The sequence below is a fragment of the Halorubrum sp. ASP1 genome (assembly GCF_005435135.1).
GTDB classification, from domain to species: Archaea; Halobacteriota; Halobacteria; order Halobacteriales; family Haloferacaceae; genus Halorubrum; species Halorubrum tropicale.
In genome coordinates this window covers 67,285-85,432 of sequence record NZ_SGUA01000004.1, presented here as the reverse complement: position 1 = coordinate 85,432, position 18,148 = coordinate 67,285, and the positions used below count along the sequence as shown (strand labels likewise).

The following is an 18,148-nucleotide window of genomic DNA, read 5'->3' as shown; positions in this document are numbered from 1 at the left end:
GGGCGCGCGGCGTCGCCCGTCACCGACCGACGCTCGGCTCCGCCGTCACTCGTCGTCGACGAAGTCGGGTTCCGTCCGCTTCTCGTCGCGCTCGGCGACGAGGTGGTCGACGAAGTCGTCGAGGTCGACGTCGCCGCGCTGATTCTCGAAGCGGTCGCGCACCGACACCGTCCCCGCCTCTCGCTCGTCGTCGCCGACGATGACCATGTACGGGAGCCGGTCGTCGTGGCCCGCGCGGATCTTCCGGCCGACCGTCCAGTCGCGGTCCTCGACCTCGACGCGGAAGCCGGCGTCCTCCAGCTCGTTCTTCACGCGGTGGGCGTAGCCGAGCGTCTCGTCGGAGACGGGGAGGATCCGGACCTGCTCGGGCGCCAGCCACAGCGGGAAGTTCCCGTCGAAGTGCTCGATGAGGACCATGAAGAAGCGCTCGTAGCTGCCGTACAGCGCGCGGTGGATCATCACGGGCTGGTGGTCCTCGTTGTCTTCGCCCGTGTAGGTGAGGTCGAAGCGATCGGGCATGTTGAAGTCGAGCTGGACGGTCGGGCCGTCCCAGACGCGGCCAAGGGCGTCCTCGAAGCCGAAGTCGATCTTCGGGCCGTAGAAGGCGCCGTCGCCGGGCTCGACGTCGTAGTCGTACCCGCCCGATTCGAGCACGTCGCGGAGCTGCTCCTCGGCGGACTCCCAGATATCGTCGCCGCCGACCGACTTGTCGGGGCGGGTCGCCAGCGCGACCTCGACCTCCAGGTCGAGCGTCTCGACGACCTCGAAGATCATCTCGATCACCGACTCGATCTCCCCCCGGATCTGGTCCGGCCGGACGAACAGGTGGCCGTCGTCGATGGTGAACGACCAGACCCGCGAGAGCCCCGACAGCTCGCCGCGCTGCTCTTTCCGATACACCTTCCCGTTCTCGAAGTAGCGCTGCGGGAGGTCGCGGTACGACCAGTTCTGCTGGTCGAAGATGGTCGCGTGGCCCGGGCAGTTCATCGGCTTCAGGCCGTACTCCTCGTCGTTGACGTCGAGGAGGAACATGTCGTCCTTGTAGTTCTCGTAGTGGCCCGACTGCTTCCACAGCTCCGTCCGGAACACGTGCGGGGTCTCGACCTCCTCGTAGCCGTGGTCGCGGTTGAGCTCGTTCGCGAAGTCCGACAGCTCGCGGAGCACGGTCTTCCCCGGCGGGTGGTACAGCGGGAGGCCCGGCCCGGTCACCGTCGGGATCGAGAAGAGGTTCATTTCCTGGCCGATCTTCCGGTGGTCGCGCTCCTGGGCCTGCTCGCGGAGTTCGAGGTACTCCTCGAGGTCGGACTCGCTCGCGAAGGCGGTGCCGTACACGCGCGTCAGCGAGTCGTTCTCCTCGTCGCCGCGCCAGTAGGCCGCCGACACCTCCAACAGCGTCGCGGCGCCGATCTCGCCGGTCGACTCGACGTGGGGGCCCTGACAGAGGTCCTCCCAGTCGTCTTGGACGTAGAAGGTGACCTCCTCGCCGTCGGCCTCCTCGTCTAAGATCTGTCGCTTGTACTCGTTGTCGGCGTAGGTCTCCTTCGCCGCCTCGCGCGACCGGACCTCGCGTTCGATGTCGTAGTCCGCCGCGATTATCTCCTCCATCTCCTCTTCGATGGCGGCCAGGTCGTCCTCGTCGACGTCGACGTCGGTCACGTCGTAGTAGAAGCCGTCGTCGGTCGGCGGGCCGATCGTCAGCGTCGCCTCCGGGTGGAGCCGCTGGAGCGCCTGCGCGAACACGTGGGCCGCGGAGTGGCGCAACACCGTGAGGTACTCGTCCGACTGGTCGGTGACGATCTCGATCCGCGCGCCGTCGTGGACCTCCGCGTACTTTTCGACGAGTTCGCCGTCGATCTTCCCCGCGACGGTGTCGCGACCGAGCCCGGGGCCGATCTCGAAGGCGACGTCCTCGACTGTCGACCCCGCCGGAACGGTCAGCTCTGATCCGTCCGGCAGGACGACCGTCACCTCGGCCTCCGCATCGGTCTCGCTCATACAGGTCGGAGCCGGACGACCGGCATAAGTGTGTTCGATCCGCGGCGGGGCGTCGCACGGTCGCGGGCCGCGACGCGCGAACCCGTTCGGTCGCGCCGCGCCGCTCTCGGCAAAGACTGCCCTCGCCGCGGAGCCCCGGAACCGGACGGACCGATGGCAACACACAAATCCCGCGGCAACGTTTGCCGGGCTATGACGGACCATCGGGAGCCCCTGTCGTCGGTGCTGGAGACGATCGGGGAGACGCCGCTCGTCGACGTCCAGGACGCGCCGGACGCGGTGCCGGTGTACGCCAAGCTGGAGTCGTTCAACCCCGGCGCGAGCGTCAAGGACCGCATCGGGAAGTACATGCTCGAACGCATGCTGGAGCGCGGCGACGTGGGCGAGGGCGGCACCGTCGTCGAGCCGACCGCCGGCAACACCGGCATCGGGCTCGCCGTCGCGGCCGGACAGCTCGACCTGAACGCCGTCTTCGTCGTCCCCGAGCGCTTCTCGGTCGAGAAGCAGCAGCTCATGCGCGCGCTCGGCGCCGAGGTCGTGAACACGCCGAGCGAGGAGGGCATGGGCCTGGCGATCGACCGCGCCCACCAGATCGCCGAGGAGCTCGACGACGCCGTCGTCCCCCAGCAGTTCTCGAACCCGCTCAACGTCGAGGCCCACTACGAGACGACCGCGCCGGAGATCGACGCGGCGCTCGACGGCGAGGTCGGCGCCGTCGTCGCCGGCTGCGGCACCGGCGGGACGCTGATGGGCCTCGCCGAGTACTTCCGCGAGCGCGACCCGGACACCTACGTCGTCGCCGTCGAGCCCGCCGGGTCCGCCTACCGCGAGTTCCTCGGCGAAGACGTGGAACACGAGGAGTACAAGACCGAGGGGATCGGCACCCACGACATCGACCGCAACGAGCTGTTCGACCCGGGGATCGTCGACGACATCGTCGCGGTCCCCGACCGCGAGGTCCACGAGGAGATGGCCCGGCTCGCGGCCGAGGAGGGACAGCTCGTCGCCTCGTCGGCCGCCGCGAACGCGATCGCGGCGAAGCGGGTCGCCCGCGACATCCGCGACGGCGCGATCGACGCCCCGCACGACGCGGTCGCCACGATATTCTGCGACTCCTCCGAGCGCTACCTCTCGAAGGGCGTCTACCGGTCGTTCGAGGAGTGGGAGGGGTGAGCGGCGCGGCGCCGCCCGCGCGACGCGCTCCGGAGGCAGAGGCTATCCGCGCAGGCGCCCCTATCCGCGCAGGCGGCCGTGTTCGACCTTGAGACAGTGGTCCTGGACCACGTCGATCCCGTCCGACTCGGCGGCCGCGGCCGCCTCGTCGTGGCTGATCCCGAGTTGGAGCCACAGCGCGCCGGCGTCGCCGCGGCCCGCGTGGCGTTCGCGGACGGCCTCGACGATGTCCGGCACCTCCTCGCTCGGGCGGAACACGTCCACGAGGTCGATCGACTCCTCGACCTCGCCGACCGCGTCGTACGCGCGCTCGCCGAGCACCTCGTCGGCGAACGGGTTCACTGGGATCACCTCGTACCCCTGCCGCTGGAGGTACGCCGGCACGTCGTGGGCTGCCTTCCCGGGCGTCGTCGAGCAGCCGACGACCGCTATCGTCTCGGCGTCGAGCAGGCGGTCGAGTCCCGCGTCGTCGGTGATGGGCATGGCTCGCCGTTGGGTCGCAACGCGATTAAGCGGATCCCTCGGTCGGCGCGTCGGGGCGGGGGAGGCGGCCGGCGCCGACCCCGCTCAGGGCAGCCGGATGTCGGGCTCGCCGTCCTCGGGGACGGTGATGATCCCGTCGAACAGCTGTTTGAGCGTGTTCATCGCCTGGTCGTCGTGGGCCGTCGAGTCGATGCTGAACAGCCCGAACCCGTCGACGCTCTGGACCCGCCCCGTGAACACGTGGAGGAAGCGGAACACCGTCTGGAGGTCGGAGTACATCAGGAGCGTCGACAGCGAGTGGACCATCACGCGGTTCCGCTCGATGCCGCGGTCGCCGAACGCCTGGAGGAACTCGGAGAGCTTGATCCCGATCCCCGTCATGTCCACCGGCGAGGAGGCGTACTTGATCCGGTCGGACTCGCGGGTCTCGCCGCCCTGCTGGCGGGTGACGCAGTCGACGACCGCGACCGGCTTCCCCTCGTAGGGCGTCCGCTTCTCGTAGTCGCGGAGCACCCGGTCGGCGCCGTCCTTCGTGGTGACGACGATCGCGCCCTCGTCGCGGTCGGTCCCCGCGGCGAGAATGTCCATCATTATCGACCGCTTCCCGCTGAGCGGCGGGCCGGTCAACAGGATGTTGGTCCCGGGCTCGACCTCGGCGTCGAAATGCGGCGTCAGCTCATACATGGACGCACCTCGGAGGCGACGTCGACGGCGCGAGCCGCTCGTTCGGCCGGGAGGCCGTACGACCAGGACACATCTACTACCGGAACATGCCCGCTCCGAATAATATTCTTTTTGATCGCCCCTTGCGAGGCGCCGCCCGACTTCGACGCCGCGGTACACCCCGTTCGATCGCGGAATTCGCGGCCGAGCGCGGATCCGCACGCGGCCGGATCGCGGGAACGTATCACGGAGCCGAATCGATTTCTCGGTCGACGAGACCCGCGGACCGACCGACTGCGCGGCGGCGCGTTCGGATCGCGGGACTTAACACGCTCTCGGCGGTAACTCGGAATGAGGGCGCTTAGCTCAGTTTGGACAGAGTGCTTGGCTTCGGACCAAGTTGCCACGGGTTCAAATCCTGTAGCGCCCACTTCCTCACCGACCGTTTCGCGACTAATACCAATTCCGCCGTAGCGGCTCGCTACGCCACGGAATTGGCCGAATCGGTTCCTTCTGAACCCGTCCCCGAAATCGGGTTGAATACGTCACCGATCGCGACCCCGTCGCGTCGGGCGATCGACCCGACCAACGTCGGGGTGATCTCCGGATGATGGTGCTCCGGATCAAGCCCGACGAGTCCGGAGTCTGCCTGGAGTGCGGGTCGCACCTCCCGCCGCGGTTCGGTCGGGTTCACGGCGACGACGACGATCGCGCACACCGCTGTCCCGAGTGCGACTCGTGGGTGCGGATCTGCGAGGGGAGCGCGGCCGGGAAAGATGTCGACACGCCGGACCCGCAACACCACCCCGCCCGCAACGGCGGCGAGCCGTGGAACGGAGGGCTGTCGGGATGACGCCGTTCGTCCGCGCGAGCCGTCTCTACGATCCCGCACAGGGTCCGCGGCCGCACGTCCGCGACGCCGCCCGGCTCCGCTGGGAACGCGACGCCCAACAGGGGCGATCGGCGTGAGTTCTGACCGCTCCCGAGCGGGGGAGACTGCGGCGATCTTCACGTCGCACGGCGTCCTCGACGCGGCGACGACGATCCTCGCGGCCCGAGCGGTCGGTCCGAGCGCGGAAGCGAACCCGATCGTCCGAGAGCTGCTCTCGATGGGGGAGCTGCCCGCGGCGGTCACGATGCTCGCGGCCGTCGGCTTGTGTTGCGGTGCGTGGCCGGTCGCGGCCGACGCCCTAGAGACGCCCGAGTGGGTCGGACTCGGCATCGCGACGATCGGCGCCGCGGTCGCGGCGGTGAACCTGGTGGTGGTGTTCGCGTGACGCGCCGCTGCGAGACGTGCGGCCGCGAGCGCCCCTCGGTCCGTGTTCGTATCGACGGACGGACCGAGTGCGCCGGCTGCTACCTCAACCGGGCGGGGCGCTCGCGATGAAGGCCGTCGAGACGGCCCCGCACGAGTACATGGCGAACTACGTGTACTCCGGGCTCGGGGCGTGGTTCGGCGCCGCGCGGCTCGTCGACGCGACCGGGAGCCGGCGCGGGAGCTTCACGCTCGACGGCGAGAAGTGGCGCGTCACGCTCTCCTATCAGGAGTCCGGGCTGGCGCCGCCGGACGGCGGGGAGACGCCGGACGGGACCCGTGTTGACTTCGACACGCTGCGGGAGTTCCGGCTGAACGCGATCGCCGACGACGAGGTCGGAGAGCGGAAGGTGAAAGCACTGATTCAGCCGCGGTGGCGCGGGCTCGAATCCACCGAGGGGAAATCGGTCGCGCGGCCGATGTGGGACCTCGGCGACGCGGTGAACGTCCGGGTGAACGCGTCGAACGTCGAGTTCGATCAGGTGGAGTCGGTCATCCAGCGCGCAGCGGGCGCCGTGACGCTCGACCCGATGTACTTCGAGAGCCGCAACGACGAGTACAGCGTCGTGATCGACGCGGCGCGGTACGTCCGGATCGACCGAGACGTGTGTGGCGCGATCCATTCCCGCGAAGGCCCGCTTGCACGGATGGGCCACCTGCTCGAAAGCGACCGGTCCGGATACCGGAAGCTCATTCAGGACGACACCGAGCGGGCCGGCTACTACCACACGGTGACGCTCGGGCCGAAGCGGATCCGCGAGGCGTTCCCCGACCACCGGATCCCGAAGGAGTTCAAGCACTACTACGCGCGGAACGCCGAGTCGCTCCCCGACGACCACCCGCTCGCGCACCCGAAGGTCGAAGCGTCGTATCAGTCGAGCCGGTGGGACGAGACCCTGCGGCCGGTCGACCACGACGAGATCGCCGACGAGCTCGAAGAGGCGATCCTCGCGACGCTCAACGAGTCGGGGCTCCCCACGCAGCCGCTCGACGACGACGGACCGAGCGGCGGGCGGACGTTCGTCGAAGACGCGTACTTCGAGGCGAAGACCGTCGACCGCTTGCGTGTGCTGCCGCTGAACCTCGAACGCGTCGAGAGCGACCAGCGAAACGTGGTCGTCCGGCAGCTCGCCGACGGCCTCTCGCCGGTCGAGTGGGACTCGCTGAAGACGCTCGTCGCGGACGGTGGCGACGTGTCGCCGGCGGAGATCGCGGACGAACACGACTGGCATCCCGATAGCGTCCGCCGGGGACTCCGACGGATCGAGAATATGGTCGTTCGCGAGAAGGGATCCGTCGCGTTGCGGTCGCATCACGTCGCGGAGCAGGTCGTCGAAGCGCTCGACGCGGCGCGTGAGGGCGTCCGGAACGCAATGGGGGCTGCGGCGAACGCGGTTCAAAACGCCGAGCGTGCGTCCCTCGACGAGCGTACGGACGAACTGATCGCGTTCTGCCAAGCGAACGGGATCCACATCGACGAGCGCGAAGCGCACCTCCGGGTGCGGATGGGGAACCTCGCCGACGAGTCCTGGTCGGAGCTGGTGACGCGGCTCAAGCGGTACTGGGTCGGTGCGGGTCGCGATCCGGAGCGACTGAAAGAAGCGGTCTCGCACTACCGCGACGCATCTGGTCCGAAGATCCGGCCGGTGCGGAGTGCGTGGGGGAAGGGTCAGACGCTCCGGTAGCGCGGCCCCTCGTGAGTGGCAACACTATCCAGATCCTCTTTTTGCGGCCGTTTCGCCTCGATCGACCCCTCCGACCGGCGGGTCCGTGATGATCTCGCCCGCAACACAAGCACGGATCCGAGCTCAACGAGCTGCTCGTCGACGCCGAACCGACACCGGGGGGTCGGTTGGCGGTTAGGGGTGTGGCTAAGGCCACACAGCTAAGGTACCACACTCCCTCCGCGAAGCCAAACGCAGATCGCGGTAGGACCGCTCAAAAAATTCATATCGACCTGGCTTGATTTTGATCCATGGTTGACATCATCTCTAATTTGGTGGCATATGGTGCTGGTGTAGTATCCGTGTTTATATTTAGAGATGTCTTACCATTTGAATACAAAAGATGGAGAAGAAATCAGATTGAGAAAGAAAATGATCGTCAAAAATGGTTCCAACTAGTGAATAATGCTGCTAGTGATATCGAATCTACATGGGACCATGAGTTTAGCCAAGTAGTTGAGAAAGACAACCCACAGCCCGATCATTCTAAGATTCAGAGAGAACTTGGCCGCCAAGCAGGGGTTCTCATTAAACTTGAGGGACGAATAGAAGCGGGTGATAATGTTGATGAAGAGCTACAGGCAGCCATGACCGACCTCATCTCTGCCTGCCAAGAAATTGAAAATCTTCCTTTACACATAAATTCACAGTCGGACTTCAAAGAACGAGAGGAAGAGATACTTAATCTGTCCCAGAAGGTGAGGAAACTGAGCAAAAAAGAAATTTGAATTGTGTCATATTTTTCAATCGTCTTGTGGTATAATTTGTACGTTGGAACTGTTTATGAGCCTATCAATTAGGCCTCTCTCATGATGTCCGCCGACAATCGCGCAGGCATTTCCCGAGTGTGTTTGTGCGTGTTGTTCGATGTCGAGTGCCATCTGTGCGTCCCGTCCATACAGCGTAGCAGCTAGGTACGACAGGAATGCCACCGCGGTAACGTAGATGAAAGCAATTAGAGTAAATATTGGATTTCCAAACGCTGCCTGCGTTACAAATACGATGAATAGGAGGGCAAAATTCGATAGAAACCAAAAATACGGCGAGGAATTAATTGTTGGGTGAAAACTCCCATCAACTTCTATTATCTCCACGTCATATTCATTAGCAATCTGTTGTTTCAACTGCTCGTCTCCTTTTCCTATCGCGTTCGCAATGGACTCTGCGGCTAAGACTAATATCGCACCCAGAACGATAAGAGGCGCTATAACACTGGTTTTTGCTTTTGTATATGCTGATTCATCATCAGTGACACATTCGATGAAAACAAAATCTACCGTGTCAAACTTTTGTTTAGTTAATTCGAACCGGTCGCTTGAATCTCCGATATGTGATCCACCCAAAAGAAGCAGGGATAACTGTTTGTCTGACATATCGGCATAGTGGTCCGTGAAGTAATTAATTCATTCTCTACTACCGTCCAAGGAATATTTCTATGATGACCCTCCTCCCATCCAGTGTTCTGTAATGATCCACGCCGGATATGTTCATTGAAGATTTTTCATTAGCCTGACTGCTGATAGCTGAGCCTCCCGCGAGTGACTCCGATAATGCGTCTCTCCTGGGTTCGTCCAGTTCGTTATCTCTAAATCCCGAGCGCGAACCGTGCGCGACGACACGACGGTTATCTCTCTGCCTTCCGCTCGGTACCACACAAGCGCGTACCCGCCATTGGCGTCCGCGAGCGTCTCGTGTTGGTCCTCCCAGAACTTGAACGTCGGTCGGACGCCGTTGACCATCGACCCCTTCACGTCCCACGGACGGCCATCCTCGTCGGTCGCGTCGAACTTGAGCCCGTCCACGACCGGATAGTCGAGCGTGAGCGGGTAGTGATCCGTCGCCCACAGCTCGACGAGCTTCCCGTATCGACCGACGATCGCCGGGTCGTAGCTCACGCCGATCCTCGTTTGGGTTGCGGTTGGTCCCCGCGCCGATCGGAGTCGACGAACGAACCTCGACCGAACCCCGGCCGCGCGGCCCCCCGCGGATTCGGACCCCCCGCCGGGATCGCACGCGTATAAACAGAGGTATGCGCCGGGGCGGGCGGGTGAATGAACGAGCGAACCGCCGCCGCGTCTATCGATTCACGCGACGGCATCGTTCACCACCTCGCCGTGGTCACCGTCCCTGTATTCAGCCATGCGGTCGGAGACCCACGCCGCGGAGTAGCCGACGAGGTCGCCCGCGTCCGCGTACGTCATGCCGTGATTCTCGACCGCACGGATCGCCTTGCTGATCGCTTCCTCGCGCCGGACCGAGTCGGCGTCGACGCCCTCACTCCCGTCGTCCTCGTCGACGAGTTCGATCGCGAACTCGCTCGGTTCGTGCTCGGGGTAGTCCGCGGCCGTGTCGGTCAGGCCCTTGTAGTCGCTCCCCTCCTCCCAGTCGTCTTTGCCGCCCTCGCTTTCGAGGAGGCGAGCGCGACCCGGGTCCGACCGTGAGGGCTTCTCGATCGCGAGCGATGCGACCCGTCGGATCGACTTCGCGGTTTTCGTGCGGGTGTGCCCGACGAGCAGGACGCTCCCGCGCTTCGGGTGCGGCCCGTGTTTGGACTCCTTCTTGCGGATAAAGAGCAACGAGTCCGAGAACTGCTCGGCCGCCTTGTTGCCCGAGCCGAAGCCCGAGAGCTCCTGGGCGATCTCGTCGAGGACCGCCAGCACCGGCCCCTCGATCTCCGCCATCGCTTCGAGCATCTCCCGGTCGGAACGCACCACGCGGTCGAAGCCGTCCCACGACGTGTTTCCGATGAGCGCGCCGCCGGTCCGGATCCGCCACGCCATCGCCACGTCGAGCGTCGTCGCGGTCTTGCCCGAGCCGGGCGCGCCGAACACGAGCCCGATCGCGCCCTCGTGCGCGAGCTCGCCGGCGGCGTCGCGGTAGAGGTCGCCGCCCTCGCGTTCCTGTCCGGTGAGCCCGGTGGCGCTCTTCATCTGCGAGACTGAGCCGTGCCGCACCGCCTCGTCGATCGTCTCGGTCGCGGCGTTCGAGATGATCAACCGGCCGATCCGAGTCTCCTCGATCGGCTCGTCGAGCAGGCCGTCGTAGTAGTTCAGCACCGCGAGCGTCCGCCGGTCGTCGACGAGACCGGCGTACCCGCGGACGTGCTCGCCCGGATCCTCGCCCCGGAGCGCGCTCGCGAGCTCGGCCGCCGCGTACGCGCCGGTCTTACCGCTCATCGTCCACCTCCAGGGCCTCGGTCTCGTCTAGCAGCTCGAAGCCGATCGTGTCTCCGTGGCCGTTCCGCTCGGTGTCGATGTCGTCTCCCTTCATGCTCTGTGGTTTGAGATCGTCCGGTAGTTCCTCGTCGAGAATCGCCGAGACGGTCGCGCCCTCGTCGTCGAACGACGGCGTGAGCGTCGGGTCCAGGATCACCTCTTGATCCTTGAGCCGACGCTTGTCGAGCGTCCGAGCGATCGACCGGAGTCGACGCTTGAGGCGCCGCGCCTTCTGGGCGTCGGGCTCGAACTCCTCGCGGAGCTCGGCGACCGCTTCGAGCGCGTCGACGACCTGGACGTTGCCCGCGAGCTCGGAGCCCGCGACGGACTCCCGCCAGTTCGCGACGGCAACGTTGTCCTCGGGTCGGTACTCGCGGCACTCGTACACGCGCTTCGCAACAGGCCACTCGAAGAGGCTCCCGGCGTGGACCTCCATGTCCGCGAACTGGTCCTCGCTGAGCTCGTAGACCGCGCCGCCCGTGTCGTCGTCCGCCTCGAACGCGACGAGATAGATCCCCTCCTCATCGGGGAGCAAGTCGACCACGTAGCCGCCGGCGACGTACCCGCCGATTGCGATCGCGACGGCAGCGGTCGCGACGACGCCGGCGCCGTCGATCTCCCACGGGTAAGGGTACCGACCGCTCTCAGCGCCGGCGACGAACAGCAACACAAGCCCGCCGGCGAGGATCGGTCGCTCGCGGGCTGCCTCAATCGGGTTCATAGCACCCTCTCGACGGATTTCTCCTCGTCTTCGCGGCGGTTCTTGACGACGCGGAAGGTGAGCCCGGCGCCGCCGACGCCCGACAGGAGGATGAGGATCTGGGCTCGCTCGTAACTGATCGGCGGGCGGTCCGGCGTCGTCTGCCCCGTCGAGACGTACGCGAACCGGTTATTCGCGATGCTGCCTGGCGTGGTCATAGTCACGGCCGCCTGCCCGGCGCGGAGCGGCACCGAGACGAACACCTCCGTCTGCCCCTCCGGCAGCCGGTGCTGGTAGATACGGCCGGAGCCCGAGCCCTCGCCGAACTGAACCGCCTCGGTGAGGGTGATTCGCGTCGACTTGTCGGTCTCGAATAGGAGTCTGAACCCACCGCGGTCGCGGTTGTACTCCCATTCGACGAGCCGCGTGTCGGCGTCGACCTCCTGCGCGTAGGTCTCGGGCTCGCCGACGTCGACGGACGTGTTCGTCTCTAGGCCGGGACCGCCGTCGTCCTGTGCGGCGGCGCCGCCGACCGCAACACAAGCCGCGAGGCTCACCGCAACACAAAAAATCAGGATACGGCGCATAATTAGACCCCCGGAATCGCCGACCGAATCGTGCTCTCGACGAACCCCCACGCGAGACCGATCGGGTCGTAGCCGAGGGCCACCATCACGACCCCGACGAAAACCAGCGCCGTGCCGAATTTGAGGATGGGCTCGACGACGAACGACAGGATCGACAGGTACGGCGCGAGGGGGTTGATCATCAGTTCTCCCCCTGCCCGAAGAGCGCGTACACGACTCCCGCGCCCCCGACGACGGCCGCGATGAGTCCGACGTCGGGCGAGCTCCCGTCGAAGAAGCCGGCGCCGGCGCCTCCGGAGCTCTGCGACTCCTCGTATTTCTCGATGAGCTCCTGATTCTGCTGTTCGAGCTGATTCCACTCCTCTTGCGTGATATAGTTCGAGTCGGTCTGTGGCTCGGTCGACTCGAACGACGCGCTCGACGTGTTCTCTCCGGTCTCTCGGTTCACGATCGACTCGACGGTAAACTCTTTAGAGAGATTCAGCGCCTCGTACTGCGTTTGATCGGCGCCGGACACGTACTCGACGGACTCGACCTCGGTGATGTTGGTCTCAAGGTCTCCACTGGCGTCGTACGAGTAGGTGCCGTCGCCGTTGTCGGTCCAATCACTCGCGGAGACCGAGACGGTTTCGCCGGCAGTCGTGGTGACGTTCAGGACCGTCCCGTCGTAGGGTTGCGCGGTGAGCGTGATGGTCCCGCCGTCGACGCCGGTCTGATAAGCGTTCCACGTTCCCGAGAGTTGACTCACGTCGGCCGTGAGGTAGACGTCCCCGGCGAAGGTGCTCGGGTCGTAGGTGGTCCCAGATTCGATCGGCCCGTCCGACTCGTCCGTGAGGCCGATCGTCCCCGAGAGCGTCGCTCCGGTCTCGGTGATGGTGACTGTAACCTCTCGCTCCGGGTCGATCGGGATGTTGAGAGCGGCGAGATCCGCGATCGCCTGTGCCTCCGACTCATCCGACGAGAGCATCGCCGCCCGTTCGCGGGGCGTGATGAGTTCGGAGATTTCTATCTCGCCGCTCTGGACGTCGCCGTAGACGCTCGTTATCCACGTCTGAATTCCGTCTCGCACGTTTTGGAATTTGGTATCCATCTCGGTGTAGATGGCATTCCAGTCGGAGAAGACCATGTACGTCGTCGAACCGGACGACGTAGAAACGGGGATTTGAGCGTCGATGTTCCAGACTCCACCACCTCCATCGGCGTCTTGGTAAGTGGGGTCCCAATCGTACAGAGCGCCGCCAGCATTTGCGCCGATCGCTTTGAGGGTGAAATCCTCGCCGCTCGGGAGAGTGATCGAGGATGTTGGGAAGGTGAACTCCGAATAATTCTGCGGCGTCCCGCTGTCGTAGATTGGATTACTCCAGTCGAGGACATCCATGACGGTAAGATCAGGGTGAGATTCAATAGTAGATACCATGTTAGAGAACTCCGAGACCGACTCATTCCACGTGTTAAGCAGGTTCTTACGGATGGTTGTTTCGTAGGAATCGATCGCGGCGGTCGCAGTATCAAGAACTGCCTGTTCGGTTGAGCCGGCGTTCAGTTCGTCGATGGCCGCGATCTTCGCGTCGGTATACGCGGTGTTTTCGATGCCGTCGAGAATGTTTCCGTTATCGACGATCGTGCTGGCGTTCGTCGAGGTTCGGGTGCGAGCCGTTTCGTAAACATCCCGTTCGAGTGCCGACGCGGTCAGACCCTCAGCAGGAGAGTCAGAGCCGAGAACCTCGTACTCGCGGAGTGCCCACCCGAGCGCGACCGGCGGACTCACGGCGGCGAGCGCCGCGGTCTTACCGACGCTCCCCCAGTCGATCGCCGCGGCGGGTCGCGCGGTCGACCCGAGCGCGCCGACGCCGGCGGCGGCGCCGATCCCGACAGCCGTCGTCCGCATTAGTCCCCGACGAGTGAGCCGGGGCGAATCTGGTTGTGTTGCGCTCATTCGTCTTTCGTGAAGGCGGCATACAGTAGCAGCGCGACCACGAACGCGAGCCCGGCTGTTCCGGTCGGCGCCGGCAGTCCGGCTCCGGCTCCGCCGGCGGACCCGACGGTGCCCCAGTTGACCGAGTCGATGAGTGAAGAGTTGCCTCCCGTCGAGGCGACGACGCGGACCGAGTCGTAGGCCGCGCGGTCGGACTCGTTGAGAGTCACGTTCGCGGACTCGGTCGTGTTCTCGGCGACCGAGATCGTCGTCTCGTTGAGCACGGTACTACTCCCGTCGCTCTCGTTGAGCCCGGTGAACGTCACGTTCACGTCGACCGGTCCGCTGCCGTTCATGTCGTTGGCGCCCGTCACGTCGACGTAGACCGATTCGGTCGTGTTCGTGACGTCGAGCATGTCGTTCGCGAGCTCGGTTGAATTGGTCTGACCGGCGACGCCGCCGGCGCCGAACGCGAGCCCGATTGCGGCGATCGCGACGATCGCGACGACGAGGGCCGCGCTTGTGTTGCGGTTCATTAGTCTCCCCCGTCCCCGCGGAGCTGGTCGACGAAGTCGGGGACGTCGTAGAACCCGGCGTGATCGGCGAGCGTCACAACGCCGGCGACGGCGACGGCGCCGTAGACGACGGTCGCGACGGTCGGCGAGCCGAGCGCGGTGCCGAGCTCGGCGACCGCGTTGTAGTCGAAGAACTCCAGCAGCCCCCAGTTGATCGAGCCGATCGAGGTGAGGATCCATATCACTCCCGCGATCGTGTCCTCTCCATCCCAGATGGAGCTCATAGCATCCACCCCAGCGCGAGCTGGCCGGCAGTAACCGCTACCACGTACAGGAGTCCCCACAGGTCGGAACTCTGGAAGAAGGTACCGACCGTGTCAGGGAGCGCGACGAACGCGACCGGAAGCACGAGCGTCCCGATAGCCGCGAACATGTACCAGCCTTGAAGCCCCTGAATGTCGTCAGAGAGCGACTGAAACTCGGTGTTGTCGTTCGTCAGGATAGTGCCGACGATCGACCCGTAGCCGATGATCCACGCGGTCGAGAGGCCGATCCCCGCGACGGTGAACTGTGTCGCACCAAAGTTCACGTCGAACAGTTGGAACGTTGCGATACCGACAAGCATGAACGCCGAGGCGAGCCCCGCCACTACGAGGGCGGCGTCGACGGCGTCGAATTCCATTTTCGCCATGCGAGCGGCCGGGCCACGGTGATCCCCATATACTCCCGCATTCAGTACGGTCTACGCCCGTTCCGTGTCACTTTGAGGTACATTTAAGTAAACCACCGTGCCCGCGAGGGTCGATGGGCTTCAAAAGTCTCGTCGACCGCGACGGCAGCGGAACCGTAACGATCGACAAACAGCACCTCGAACTCGACGGCTTAGTCGCCGAGGACGGATCGATCAAGGAGGCCGACGCTCACACGCAGCGCGTCGGCGAGCGTGCGTACCTGGTGCGCTTCCCGGAGGACGGCGAAGTGCCGACGCTGTTGGAGCTCGTGGGGCGAGCGTGAAACCTCGTGGAGAGGGGTTCTCGACGCGACCCCGTGGGGTCCGACGCAGATGTATTCACGATCCGCGATCTATGTACTTCGCTCGGCGCAGTCGGCGCGTGAAGTACATAGAAATCGCTCGGGTTGCGTGTGGCAGCCGCGGTGATCGTAGCCGATCCGTGGGCACTACTTCAAGACGGACCGGTTCAGTTACTCCAGAACGGCGGGATCACAACCCCCGTACATACAATGTGGTATAAATGAGCCGTCGAACAAGCCTCAAGATCACCGACGAACGCGAGCGCCAACTCGAAAAGGCGAGTGAGATTGTAGCGAGCGGCCCCGATGACGACCCACCGATGAGCGTCGTTATTGACGCTGCGCTCGCGCATCTGATTCAGTCAAAAGAGAACATCCATCAGGCTCGTGGTGAACTAGATCCGGTGGCGATCCAGCAGTTCAATACAGATGTACTCGGGCTGCGGTATAGAACAAAAATCGAAAGCCAGTGGCGATGAACCGATATTACGGGAACTCTACCGTCTGCTCGTAGATCGCATTTCCACTCGGATCGTGGATAATGCGAACAACCTGTTCACCGGGGGAGACTGTACCGTAATCCACTCCTTGGCTGGCTCCTGTTTGCCAATTACCGCCCGGTGTAAAGTCATTATTAATCCTCGATCCGTTGACCGAGAGGGTTAGATCGTCTGCGTTAATCGACTGCCCGCCTGTCTTTGTGAAATTGATCGTGTTCCCGTCCGTGTTGTCCACTGTGAACGATGCCTGCGGCGCGGTGTCACCTAACTGGTCGCCGAGTCCTAGCACGAACGTCCCGATGACGGCTGCCAGGATGACGGTAATTGCGACCATGAGTATAACACCGATGACAGGACTGACCGCCCTATCCTCTGTGTTGGATTGGTTGCTTGGTTTCATTGTTTGAACCCAGCGGCCACCGACGAACTAGATACCGGCCCAATCGGGCGCCGTCGTTGACGCCCGAGTCGGCCAAATTTCTGTTCGGCTCGGTTGCTGGTTAGAGTAGGGTAACCAGAGGCTACTTATGTACTTACTGGCGTGAGTATCAACTGAAAAAATCAGACGAATAGACTCAAATCCGCTGACGTGTGCTTTTCTCTATGGAACCCACGGCGAAAGCCCTCTCCCGGACTTACAGCGATCGCGTGTATCCGGACCCGTGGGAGAAGGTCCTCGATTACCGCCGAGTCCAAGAGTATGCCGCGGAACACCCGAACGCTGGACGGGTCCGCACTGGGCGAGCCCTCGATCTCCCCGCCGGGCGCGTCCGGGGCTGGCTTAAGGATGTTGTGCCCGACCCGGTCCGGGGAATTAATGTCGCGATCGACCGCGGCTGGCTCGATCCTCTCCCCGACAGCGAGATGGCTGCCGCACTCCTGGAGTTACTCGCGCACGTCCTTGCCGGCGGAAGCATCTCGGTCAGGAACTACGTCCCCGCGGTGACACCGGGTGAGCGAATCTCCGCCGAGGAGATCCGCGATGCCTTCGAGCGCGTCGGCGTCGAGACGCGCACCCGCAACTCCGACACGCCGGAGCGCGCGACCGAGATCGTTCCCACTCGTGACGGGACGGTTCTCGGTCGGTGTCTCGTCGCGATGGGCGCACCGACCGGAGTAAAGACGTCACTCGACCACCTCCCTGCGGTTGTGTGGGAGGTACCTCAATCGGTCCGGCGGTCGTTCGCGCGGATATACGTTCGACACCGGGGGCTGAACTACGCCGACAAATCGACGACACGCGTTCAGGTCGAACGGCCGAGTTCGTTCATCACGGAACTCCGAGAATTACTGGACGACGTACTCGATGAGCGCGTCACAACGGGCGACGCGGGGACGGGGATCACGATCTCGGCGGCGGCCGCGCGCGAGCTCGGTGTCGAGTAGCGGCGGAACTCACCTCACTCGTCTTCAAGATCGCTGGCGTCGAGGTCGCCGGCGAGATACGCGCGTCCCAAGTCTGTAATCCGGTAGTACCCCGAGTCAATCGGCTCAACAAGACCGGAATCTTCGAGCTTTCCGATCCGTCGTGAGACCCAGTTTCGAGTGTATTCGAGGTTCTTGGCGATTACGGCGGGCGTCAGGATGAGATCCGACTCGGCGAGTAGCTCAAGAACCCGATCGTCGGTCTGGTTCATCCAGTCCACCCGGGGGCGCATACCTTCGCCTCATGGGGATTCATATAACAAATACCGGTTCGGTTCGCTTCAATCATCTTTCGGTGTTTGATACTACACGATTTGATGGGTTAGAATTAAGTCGTCGGTGTTCTTCGGAGTGTACAACGGAAGCACTCTCGTGGACCCGTCGCTCTCCGATGGGTCCGGCTCGAAGGACAGCGGACCCCGCTGCTGGAGACAGCGGGCCCGCGTGGGCTTCCGTGAGGTAGCACGAAAGCCATGTTCGACCACTACGCGTCGGGGTTTGAAATCCTCGATCGACCAAGGAACCGCAACACAATCGTCGGACGCGACCACTTTCAGTTTCACCGCCCACCTTTGGATCTCCTCTTTTTAACACCCGTTCTTCAGTCGGAGTCGATGCCTCTGAAAGAAGTTGTGCGGATCGAAGACCGGCAGGACAGGTGGCGGTACGTGTGTCCCCGCGGCCACCGCTCGTGGGAACCGACGAATCATCACTTCTGGTGTAAGCAATGTGCTTCAGGGGACGAATTCGACGGCGTGTTCCATACCCTGCGCGACCAGAAGACCGGCGCGGAACTCGCTCGCGACCAGATTCGACTGTTGACTGACGCGGGACCGTACGATCGCAAACTCGACGGTGAGGAGGGATCCGCGTGAGCGACCAGAGCGGACACGCTCGTCGGATCGC

At 64.0% G+C, this 18,148-nt stretch carries 24 protein-coding genes and 1 tRNA gene; 10 read left to right on the top strand and 15 right to left on the bottom strand.

The window, feature by feature from the left end:
* Window positions 1-45 precede the first annotated feature (45 nt).
* Window positions 46-1,995 carry a threonine--tRNA ligase gene (gene thrS / locus EXE48_RS07290; RefSeq protein WP_053772004.1) on the bottom strand — a complete coding sequence of 650 codons (1,950 nt, stop codon included), beginning with the start codon at window positions 1,993-1,995 and terminating at the stop codon, window positions 46-48.
* A 192-nt stretch (window positions 1,996-2,187) separates the two neighbouring features.
* On the opposite strand from thrS, the gene EXE48_RS07285 reads away from it, so the two are divergent.
* Window positions 2,188-3,168 (top strand): PLP-dependent cysteine synthase family protein, encoded by a 981-nt coding sequence (locus EXE48_RS07285; RefSeq protein WP_137711090.1) that lies wholly within the window; start codon window positions 2,188-2,190, stop codon window positions 3,166-3,168.
* A gap of 60 nt (window positions 3,169-3,228) precedes the next feature.
* Here the strand turns inward: EXE48_RS07285 and EXE48_RS07280 are convergent, their stop codons facing one another.
* The gene (locus EXE48_RS07280) at window positions 3,229-3,651 is read right to left on the bottom strand and encodes a CoA-binding protein (protein ID WP_137711089.1); all 423 of its coding nucleotides are present in this window, start codon (window positions 3,649-3,651) and stop codon (window positions 3,229-3,231) included.
* Window positions 3,652-3,735: 84 nt separating this feature from the next.
* Window positions 3,736-4,335 carry an RAD55 family ATPase gene (locus EXE48_RS07275; protein WP_053772001.1) on the bottom strand — a complete coding sequence of 200 codons (600 nt, stop codon included), beginning with the start codon at window positions 4,333-4,335 and terminating at the stop codon, window positions 3,736-3,738.
* Window positions 4,336-4,669: 334 nt separating this feature from the next.
* On the opposite strand from EXE48_RS07275, the gene EXE48_RS07270 reads away from it, so the two are divergent.
* The 5 genes from EXE48_RS07270 to EXE48_RS07250 all read left to right on the top strand — a co-directional run bounded on the left by EXE48_RS07270 (window position 4,670) and on the right by EXE48_RS07250 (window position 8,081).
* Window positions 4,670-4,744 (top strand) — tRNA-Arg (locus EXE48_RS07270).
* Window positions 4,745-4,924: 180 nt separating this feature from the next.
* Entirely contained in the window at window positions 4,925-5,167 is a 243-nt protein-coding gene (locus tag EXE48_RS07265) for a DUF7563 family protein (RefSeq protein ID WP_137711088.1), read from the top strand.
* A 112-nt stretch (window positions 5,168-5,279) separates the two neighbouring features.
* Window positions 5,280-5,591: a DUF5658 family protein gene (locus EXE48_RS07260; RefSeq protein WP_137711087.1), complete on the top strand. Its 312-nt coding sequence runs from the start codon at window positions 5,280-5,282 to the stop codon at window positions 5,589-5,591.
* 106 nt (window positions 5,592-5,697) lie between these two features.
* Window positions 5,698-7,314: a DUF7845 domain-containing protein gene (locus tag EXE48_RS07255; protein ID WP_137711086.1), complete on the top strand. Its 1,617-nt coding sequence runs from the start codon at window positions 5,698-5,700 to the stop codon at window positions 7,312-7,314.
* Window positions 7,315-7,604: 290 nt separating this feature from the next.
* Window positions 7,605-8,081: a hypothetical protein gene (locus tag EXE48_RS07250; protein ID WP_137711085.1), complete on the top strand. Its 477-nt coding sequence runs from the start codon at window positions 7,605-7,607 to the stop codon at window positions 8,079-8,081.
* Window positions 8,082-8,096: 15 nt separating this feature from the next.
* Here the strand turns inward: EXE48_RS07250 and EXE48_RS07245 are convergent, their stop codons facing one another.
* From EXE48_RS07245 to EXE48_RS07200, 10 genes are all read right to left on the bottom strand, one after another.
* The gene (locus EXE48_RS07245) at window positions 8,097-8,726 is read right to left on the bottom strand and encodes a hypothetical protein (protein WP_137711084.1); all 630 of its coding nucleotides are present in this window, start codon (window positions 8,724-8,726) and stop codon (window positions 8,097-8,099) included.
* A gap of 114 nt (window positions 8,727-8,840) precedes the next feature.
* Entirely contained in the window at window positions 8,841-9,248 is a 408-nt protein-coding gene (locus tag EXE48_RS07240; RefSeq protein WP_137711083.1) for a PD-(D/E)XK family putative nuclease, read from the bottom strand.
* 189 nt (window positions 9,249-9,437) lie between these two features.
* Window positions 9,438-10,529 (bottom strand): hypothetical protein, encoded by a 1,092-nt coding sequence (locus EXE48_RS07235; protein ID WP_137711082.1) that lies wholly within the window; start codon window positions 10,527-10,529, stop codon window positions 9,438-9,440.
* Window positions 10,519-11,289 (bottom strand): DUF8125 domain-containing protein, encoded by a 771-nt coding sequence (locus EXE48_RS07230; protein WP_241991963.1) that lies wholly within the window; start codon window positions 11,287-11,289, stop codon window positions 10,519-10,521. The genes EXE48_RS07235 and EXE48_RS07230 overlap by 11 nt, the downstream gene beginning before the upstream one ends.
* Complete coding sequence (locus EXE48_RS07225; protein ID WP_137711215.1) at window positions 11,286-11,825, bottom strand: DUF8063 family protein; 540 nt, start codon at window positions 11,823-11,825, stop codon at window positions 11,286-11,288. Before EXE48_RS07225 ends, EXE48_RS07230 begins: the two co-directional genes overlap by 4 nt.
* Window positions 11,826-11,857: 32 nt before the next feature.
* Window positions 11,858-12,037 (bottom strand): hypothetical protein, encoded by a 180-nt coding sequence (locus EXE48_RS07220; RefSeq protein WP_137711081.1) that lies wholly within the window; start codon window positions 12,035-12,037, stop codon window positions 11,858-11,860.
* Entirely contained in the window at window positions 12,037-13,623 is a 1,587-nt protein-coding gene (locus tag EXE48_RS07215; protein WP_206750429.1) for an Env/VP5 family phage fusion protein, read from the bottom strand. Before EXE48_RS07215 ends, EXE48_RS07220 begins: the two co-directional genes overlap by 1 nt.
* 164 nt (window positions 13,624-13,787) lie before the next feature.
* On the bottom strand, window positions 13,788-14,306 hold the full coding sequence (locus EXE48_RS07210) for a hypothetical protein (RefSeq protein ID WP_137711080.1): 519 nt from the start codon (window positions 14,304-14,306) through the stop codon (window positions 13,788-13,790).
* Complete coding sequence (locus tag EXE48_RS07205; RefSeq protein WP_137711079.1) at window positions 14,306-14,569, bottom strand: DUF378 domain-containing protein; 264 nt, start codon at window positions 14,567-14,569, stop codon at window positions 14,306-14,308. Before EXE48_RS07205 ends, EXE48_RS07210 begins: the two co-directional genes overlap by 1 nt.
* Window positions 14,566-14,976, bottom strand: coding sequence for a DUF8023 family protein (locus tag EXE48_RS07200; protein ID WP_053771138.1), 411 nt, complete (start codon window positions 14,974-14,976; stop codon window positions 14,566-14,568). Before EXE48_RS07200 ends, EXE48_RS07205 begins: the two co-directional genes overlap by 4 nt.
* Before the next feature lie 113 nt (window positions 14,977-15,089).
* On the opposite strand from EXE48_RS07200, the gene EXE48_RS07195 reads away from it, so the two are divergent.
* Entirely contained in the window at window positions 15,090-15,299 is a 210-nt protein-coding gene (locus EXE48_RS07195) for a DUF8053 family protein (RefSeq protein ID WP_006113927.1), read from the top strand.
* Window positions 15,300-15,538: 239 nt separating this feature from the next.
* Complete coding sequence (locus tag EXE48_RS07190; RefSeq protein ID WP_137711078.1) at window positions 15,539-15,796, top strand: DUF7386 family protein; 258 nt, start codon at window positions 15,539-15,541, stop codon at window positions 15,794-15,796.
* Between the two features lie 7 nt (window positions 15,797-15,803).
* Here EXE48_RS07190 and EXE48_RS07185 read toward each other — a convergent pair whose 3' ends face one another.
* A complete protein-coding gene (locus tag EXE48_RS07185) occupies window positions 15,804-16,217 on the bottom strand; it encodes a type IV pilin domain-containing protein (protein ID WP_137711077.1) in 414 nt (137 codons plus the stop codon).
* A gap of 203 nt (window positions 16,218-16,420) precedes the next feature.
* Between EXE48_RS07185 and EXE48_RS07180 the strand changes: the two genes are divergently transcribed.
* Complete coding sequence (locus EXE48_RS07180; protein ID WP_137711076.1) at window positions 16,421-17,203, top strand: hypothetical protein; 783 nt, start codon at window positions 16,421-16,423, stop codon at window positions 17,201-17,203.
* Window positions 17,204-17,217: 14 nt separating this feature from the next.
* Here EXE48_RS07180 and EXE48_RS07175 read toward each other — a convergent pair whose 3' ends face one another.
* Window positions 17,218-17,475 (bottom strand): winged helix-turn-helix domain-containing protein, encoded by a 258-nt coding sequence (locus EXE48_RS07175; RefSeq protein ID WP_137711075.1) that lies wholly within the window; start codon window positions 17,473-17,475, stop codon window positions 17,218-17,220.
* A gap of 240 nt (window positions 17,476-17,715) precedes the next feature.
* Here EXE48_RS07175 and EXE48_RS19040 point away from each other — a divergent pair, with 240 nt between their 5' ends.
* Complete coding sequence (locus tag EXE48_RS19040) at window positions 17,716-18,117, top strand: hypothetical protein (RefSeq protein ID WP_241991961.1); 402 nt, start codon at window positions 17,716-17,718, stop codon at window positions 18,115-18,117.
* Window positions 18,118-18,148 lie beyond the last annotated feature (31 nt).

Excerpts from the sequence above, each read along its gene's own strand:
- thrS (WP_053772004.1), bottom strand. The coding sequence starts at position 1,995 with ATGAGCGAGACCGATGCGGAGGCCGAGGTGACGGTCGTCCTGCCGGAC.
- EXE48_RS07285 (WP_137711090.1), top strand. The coding sequence starts at position 2,188 with ATGACGGACCATCGGGAGCCCCTGTCGTCGGTGCTGGAGACGATCGGG.
- EXE48_RS07280 (WP_137711089.1), bottom strand. The coding sequence starts at position 3,651 with ATGCCCATCACCGACGACGCGGGACTCGACCGCCTGCTCGACGCCGAG.
- EXE48_RS07275 (WP_053772001.1), bottom strand. The coding sequence starts at position 4,335 with ATGTATGAGCTGACGCCGCATTTCGACGCCGAGGTCGAGCCCGGGACC.
- EXE48_RS07265 (WP_137711088.1), top strand. The coding sequence starts at position 4,925 with ATGGTGCTCCGGATCAAGCCCGACGAGTCCGGAGTCTGCCTGGAGTGC.
- EXE48_RS07255 (WP_137711086.1), top strand. The coding sequence starts at position 5,698 with ATGAAGGCCGTCGAGACGGCCCCGCACGAGTACATGGCGAACTACGTG.
- EXE48_RS07250 (WP_137711085.1), top strand. The coding sequence starts at position 7,605 with ATGGTTGACATCATCTCTAATTTGGTGGCATATGGTGCTGGTGTAGTA.
- EXE48_RS07245 (WP_137711084.1), bottom strand. The coding sequence starts at position 8,726 with ATGTCAGACAAACAGTTATCCCTGCTTCTTTTGGGTGGATCACATATC.
- EXE48_RS07235 (WP_137711082.1), bottom strand. The coding sequence starts at position 10,529 with ATGAGCGGTAAGACCGGCGCGTACGCGGCGGCCGAGCTCGCGAGCGCG.
- EXE48_RS07230 (WP_241991963.1), bottom strand. The coding sequence starts at position 11,289 with ATGAACCCGATTGAGGCAGCCCGCGAGCGACCGATCCTCGCCGGCGGG.
- EXE48_RS07220 (WP_137711081.1), bottom strand. The coding sequence starts at position 12,037 with ATGATCAACCCCCTCGCGCCGTACCTGTCGATCCTGTCGTTCGTCGTC.
- EXE48_RS07210 (WP_137711080.1), bottom strand. The coding sequence starts at position 14,306 with ATGAACCGCAACACAAGCGCGGCCCTCGTCGTCGCGATCGTCGCGATC.
- EXE48_RS07205 (WP_137711079.1), bottom strand. The coding sequence starts at position 14,569 with ATGAGCTCCATCTGGGATGGAGAGGACACGATCGCGGGAGTGATATGG.
- EXE48_RS07200 (WP_053771138.1), bottom strand. The coding sequence starts at position 14,976 with ATGGCGAAAATGGAATTCGACGCCGTCGACGCCGCCCTCGTAGTGGCG.
- EXE48_RS07195 (WP_006113927.1), top strand. The coding sequence starts at position 15,090 with ATGGGCTTCAAAAGTCTCGTCGACCGCGACGGCAGCGGAACCGTAACG.
- EXE48_RS07190 (WP_137711078.1), top strand. The coding sequence starts at position 15,539 with ATGAGCCGTCGAACAAGCCTCAAGATCACCGACGAACGCGAGCGCCAA.
- EXE48_RS07185 (WP_137711077.1), bottom strand. The coding sequence starts at position 16,217 with ATGAAACCAAGCAACCAATCCAACACAGAGGATAGGGCGGTCAGTCCT.
- EXE48_RS07180 (WP_137711076.1), top strand. The coding sequence starts at position 16,421 with ATGGAACCCACGGCGAAAGCCCTCTCCCGGACTTACAGCGATCGCGTG.
- EXE48_RS07175 (WP_137711075.1), bottom strand. The coding sequence starts at position 17,475 with ATGCGCCCCCGGGTGGACTGGATGAACCAGACCGACGATCGGGTTCTT.
- EXE48_RS19040 (WP_241991961.1), top strand. The coding sequence starts at position 17,716 with ATGTTCGACCACTACGCGTCGGGGTTTGAAATCCTCGATCGACCAAGG.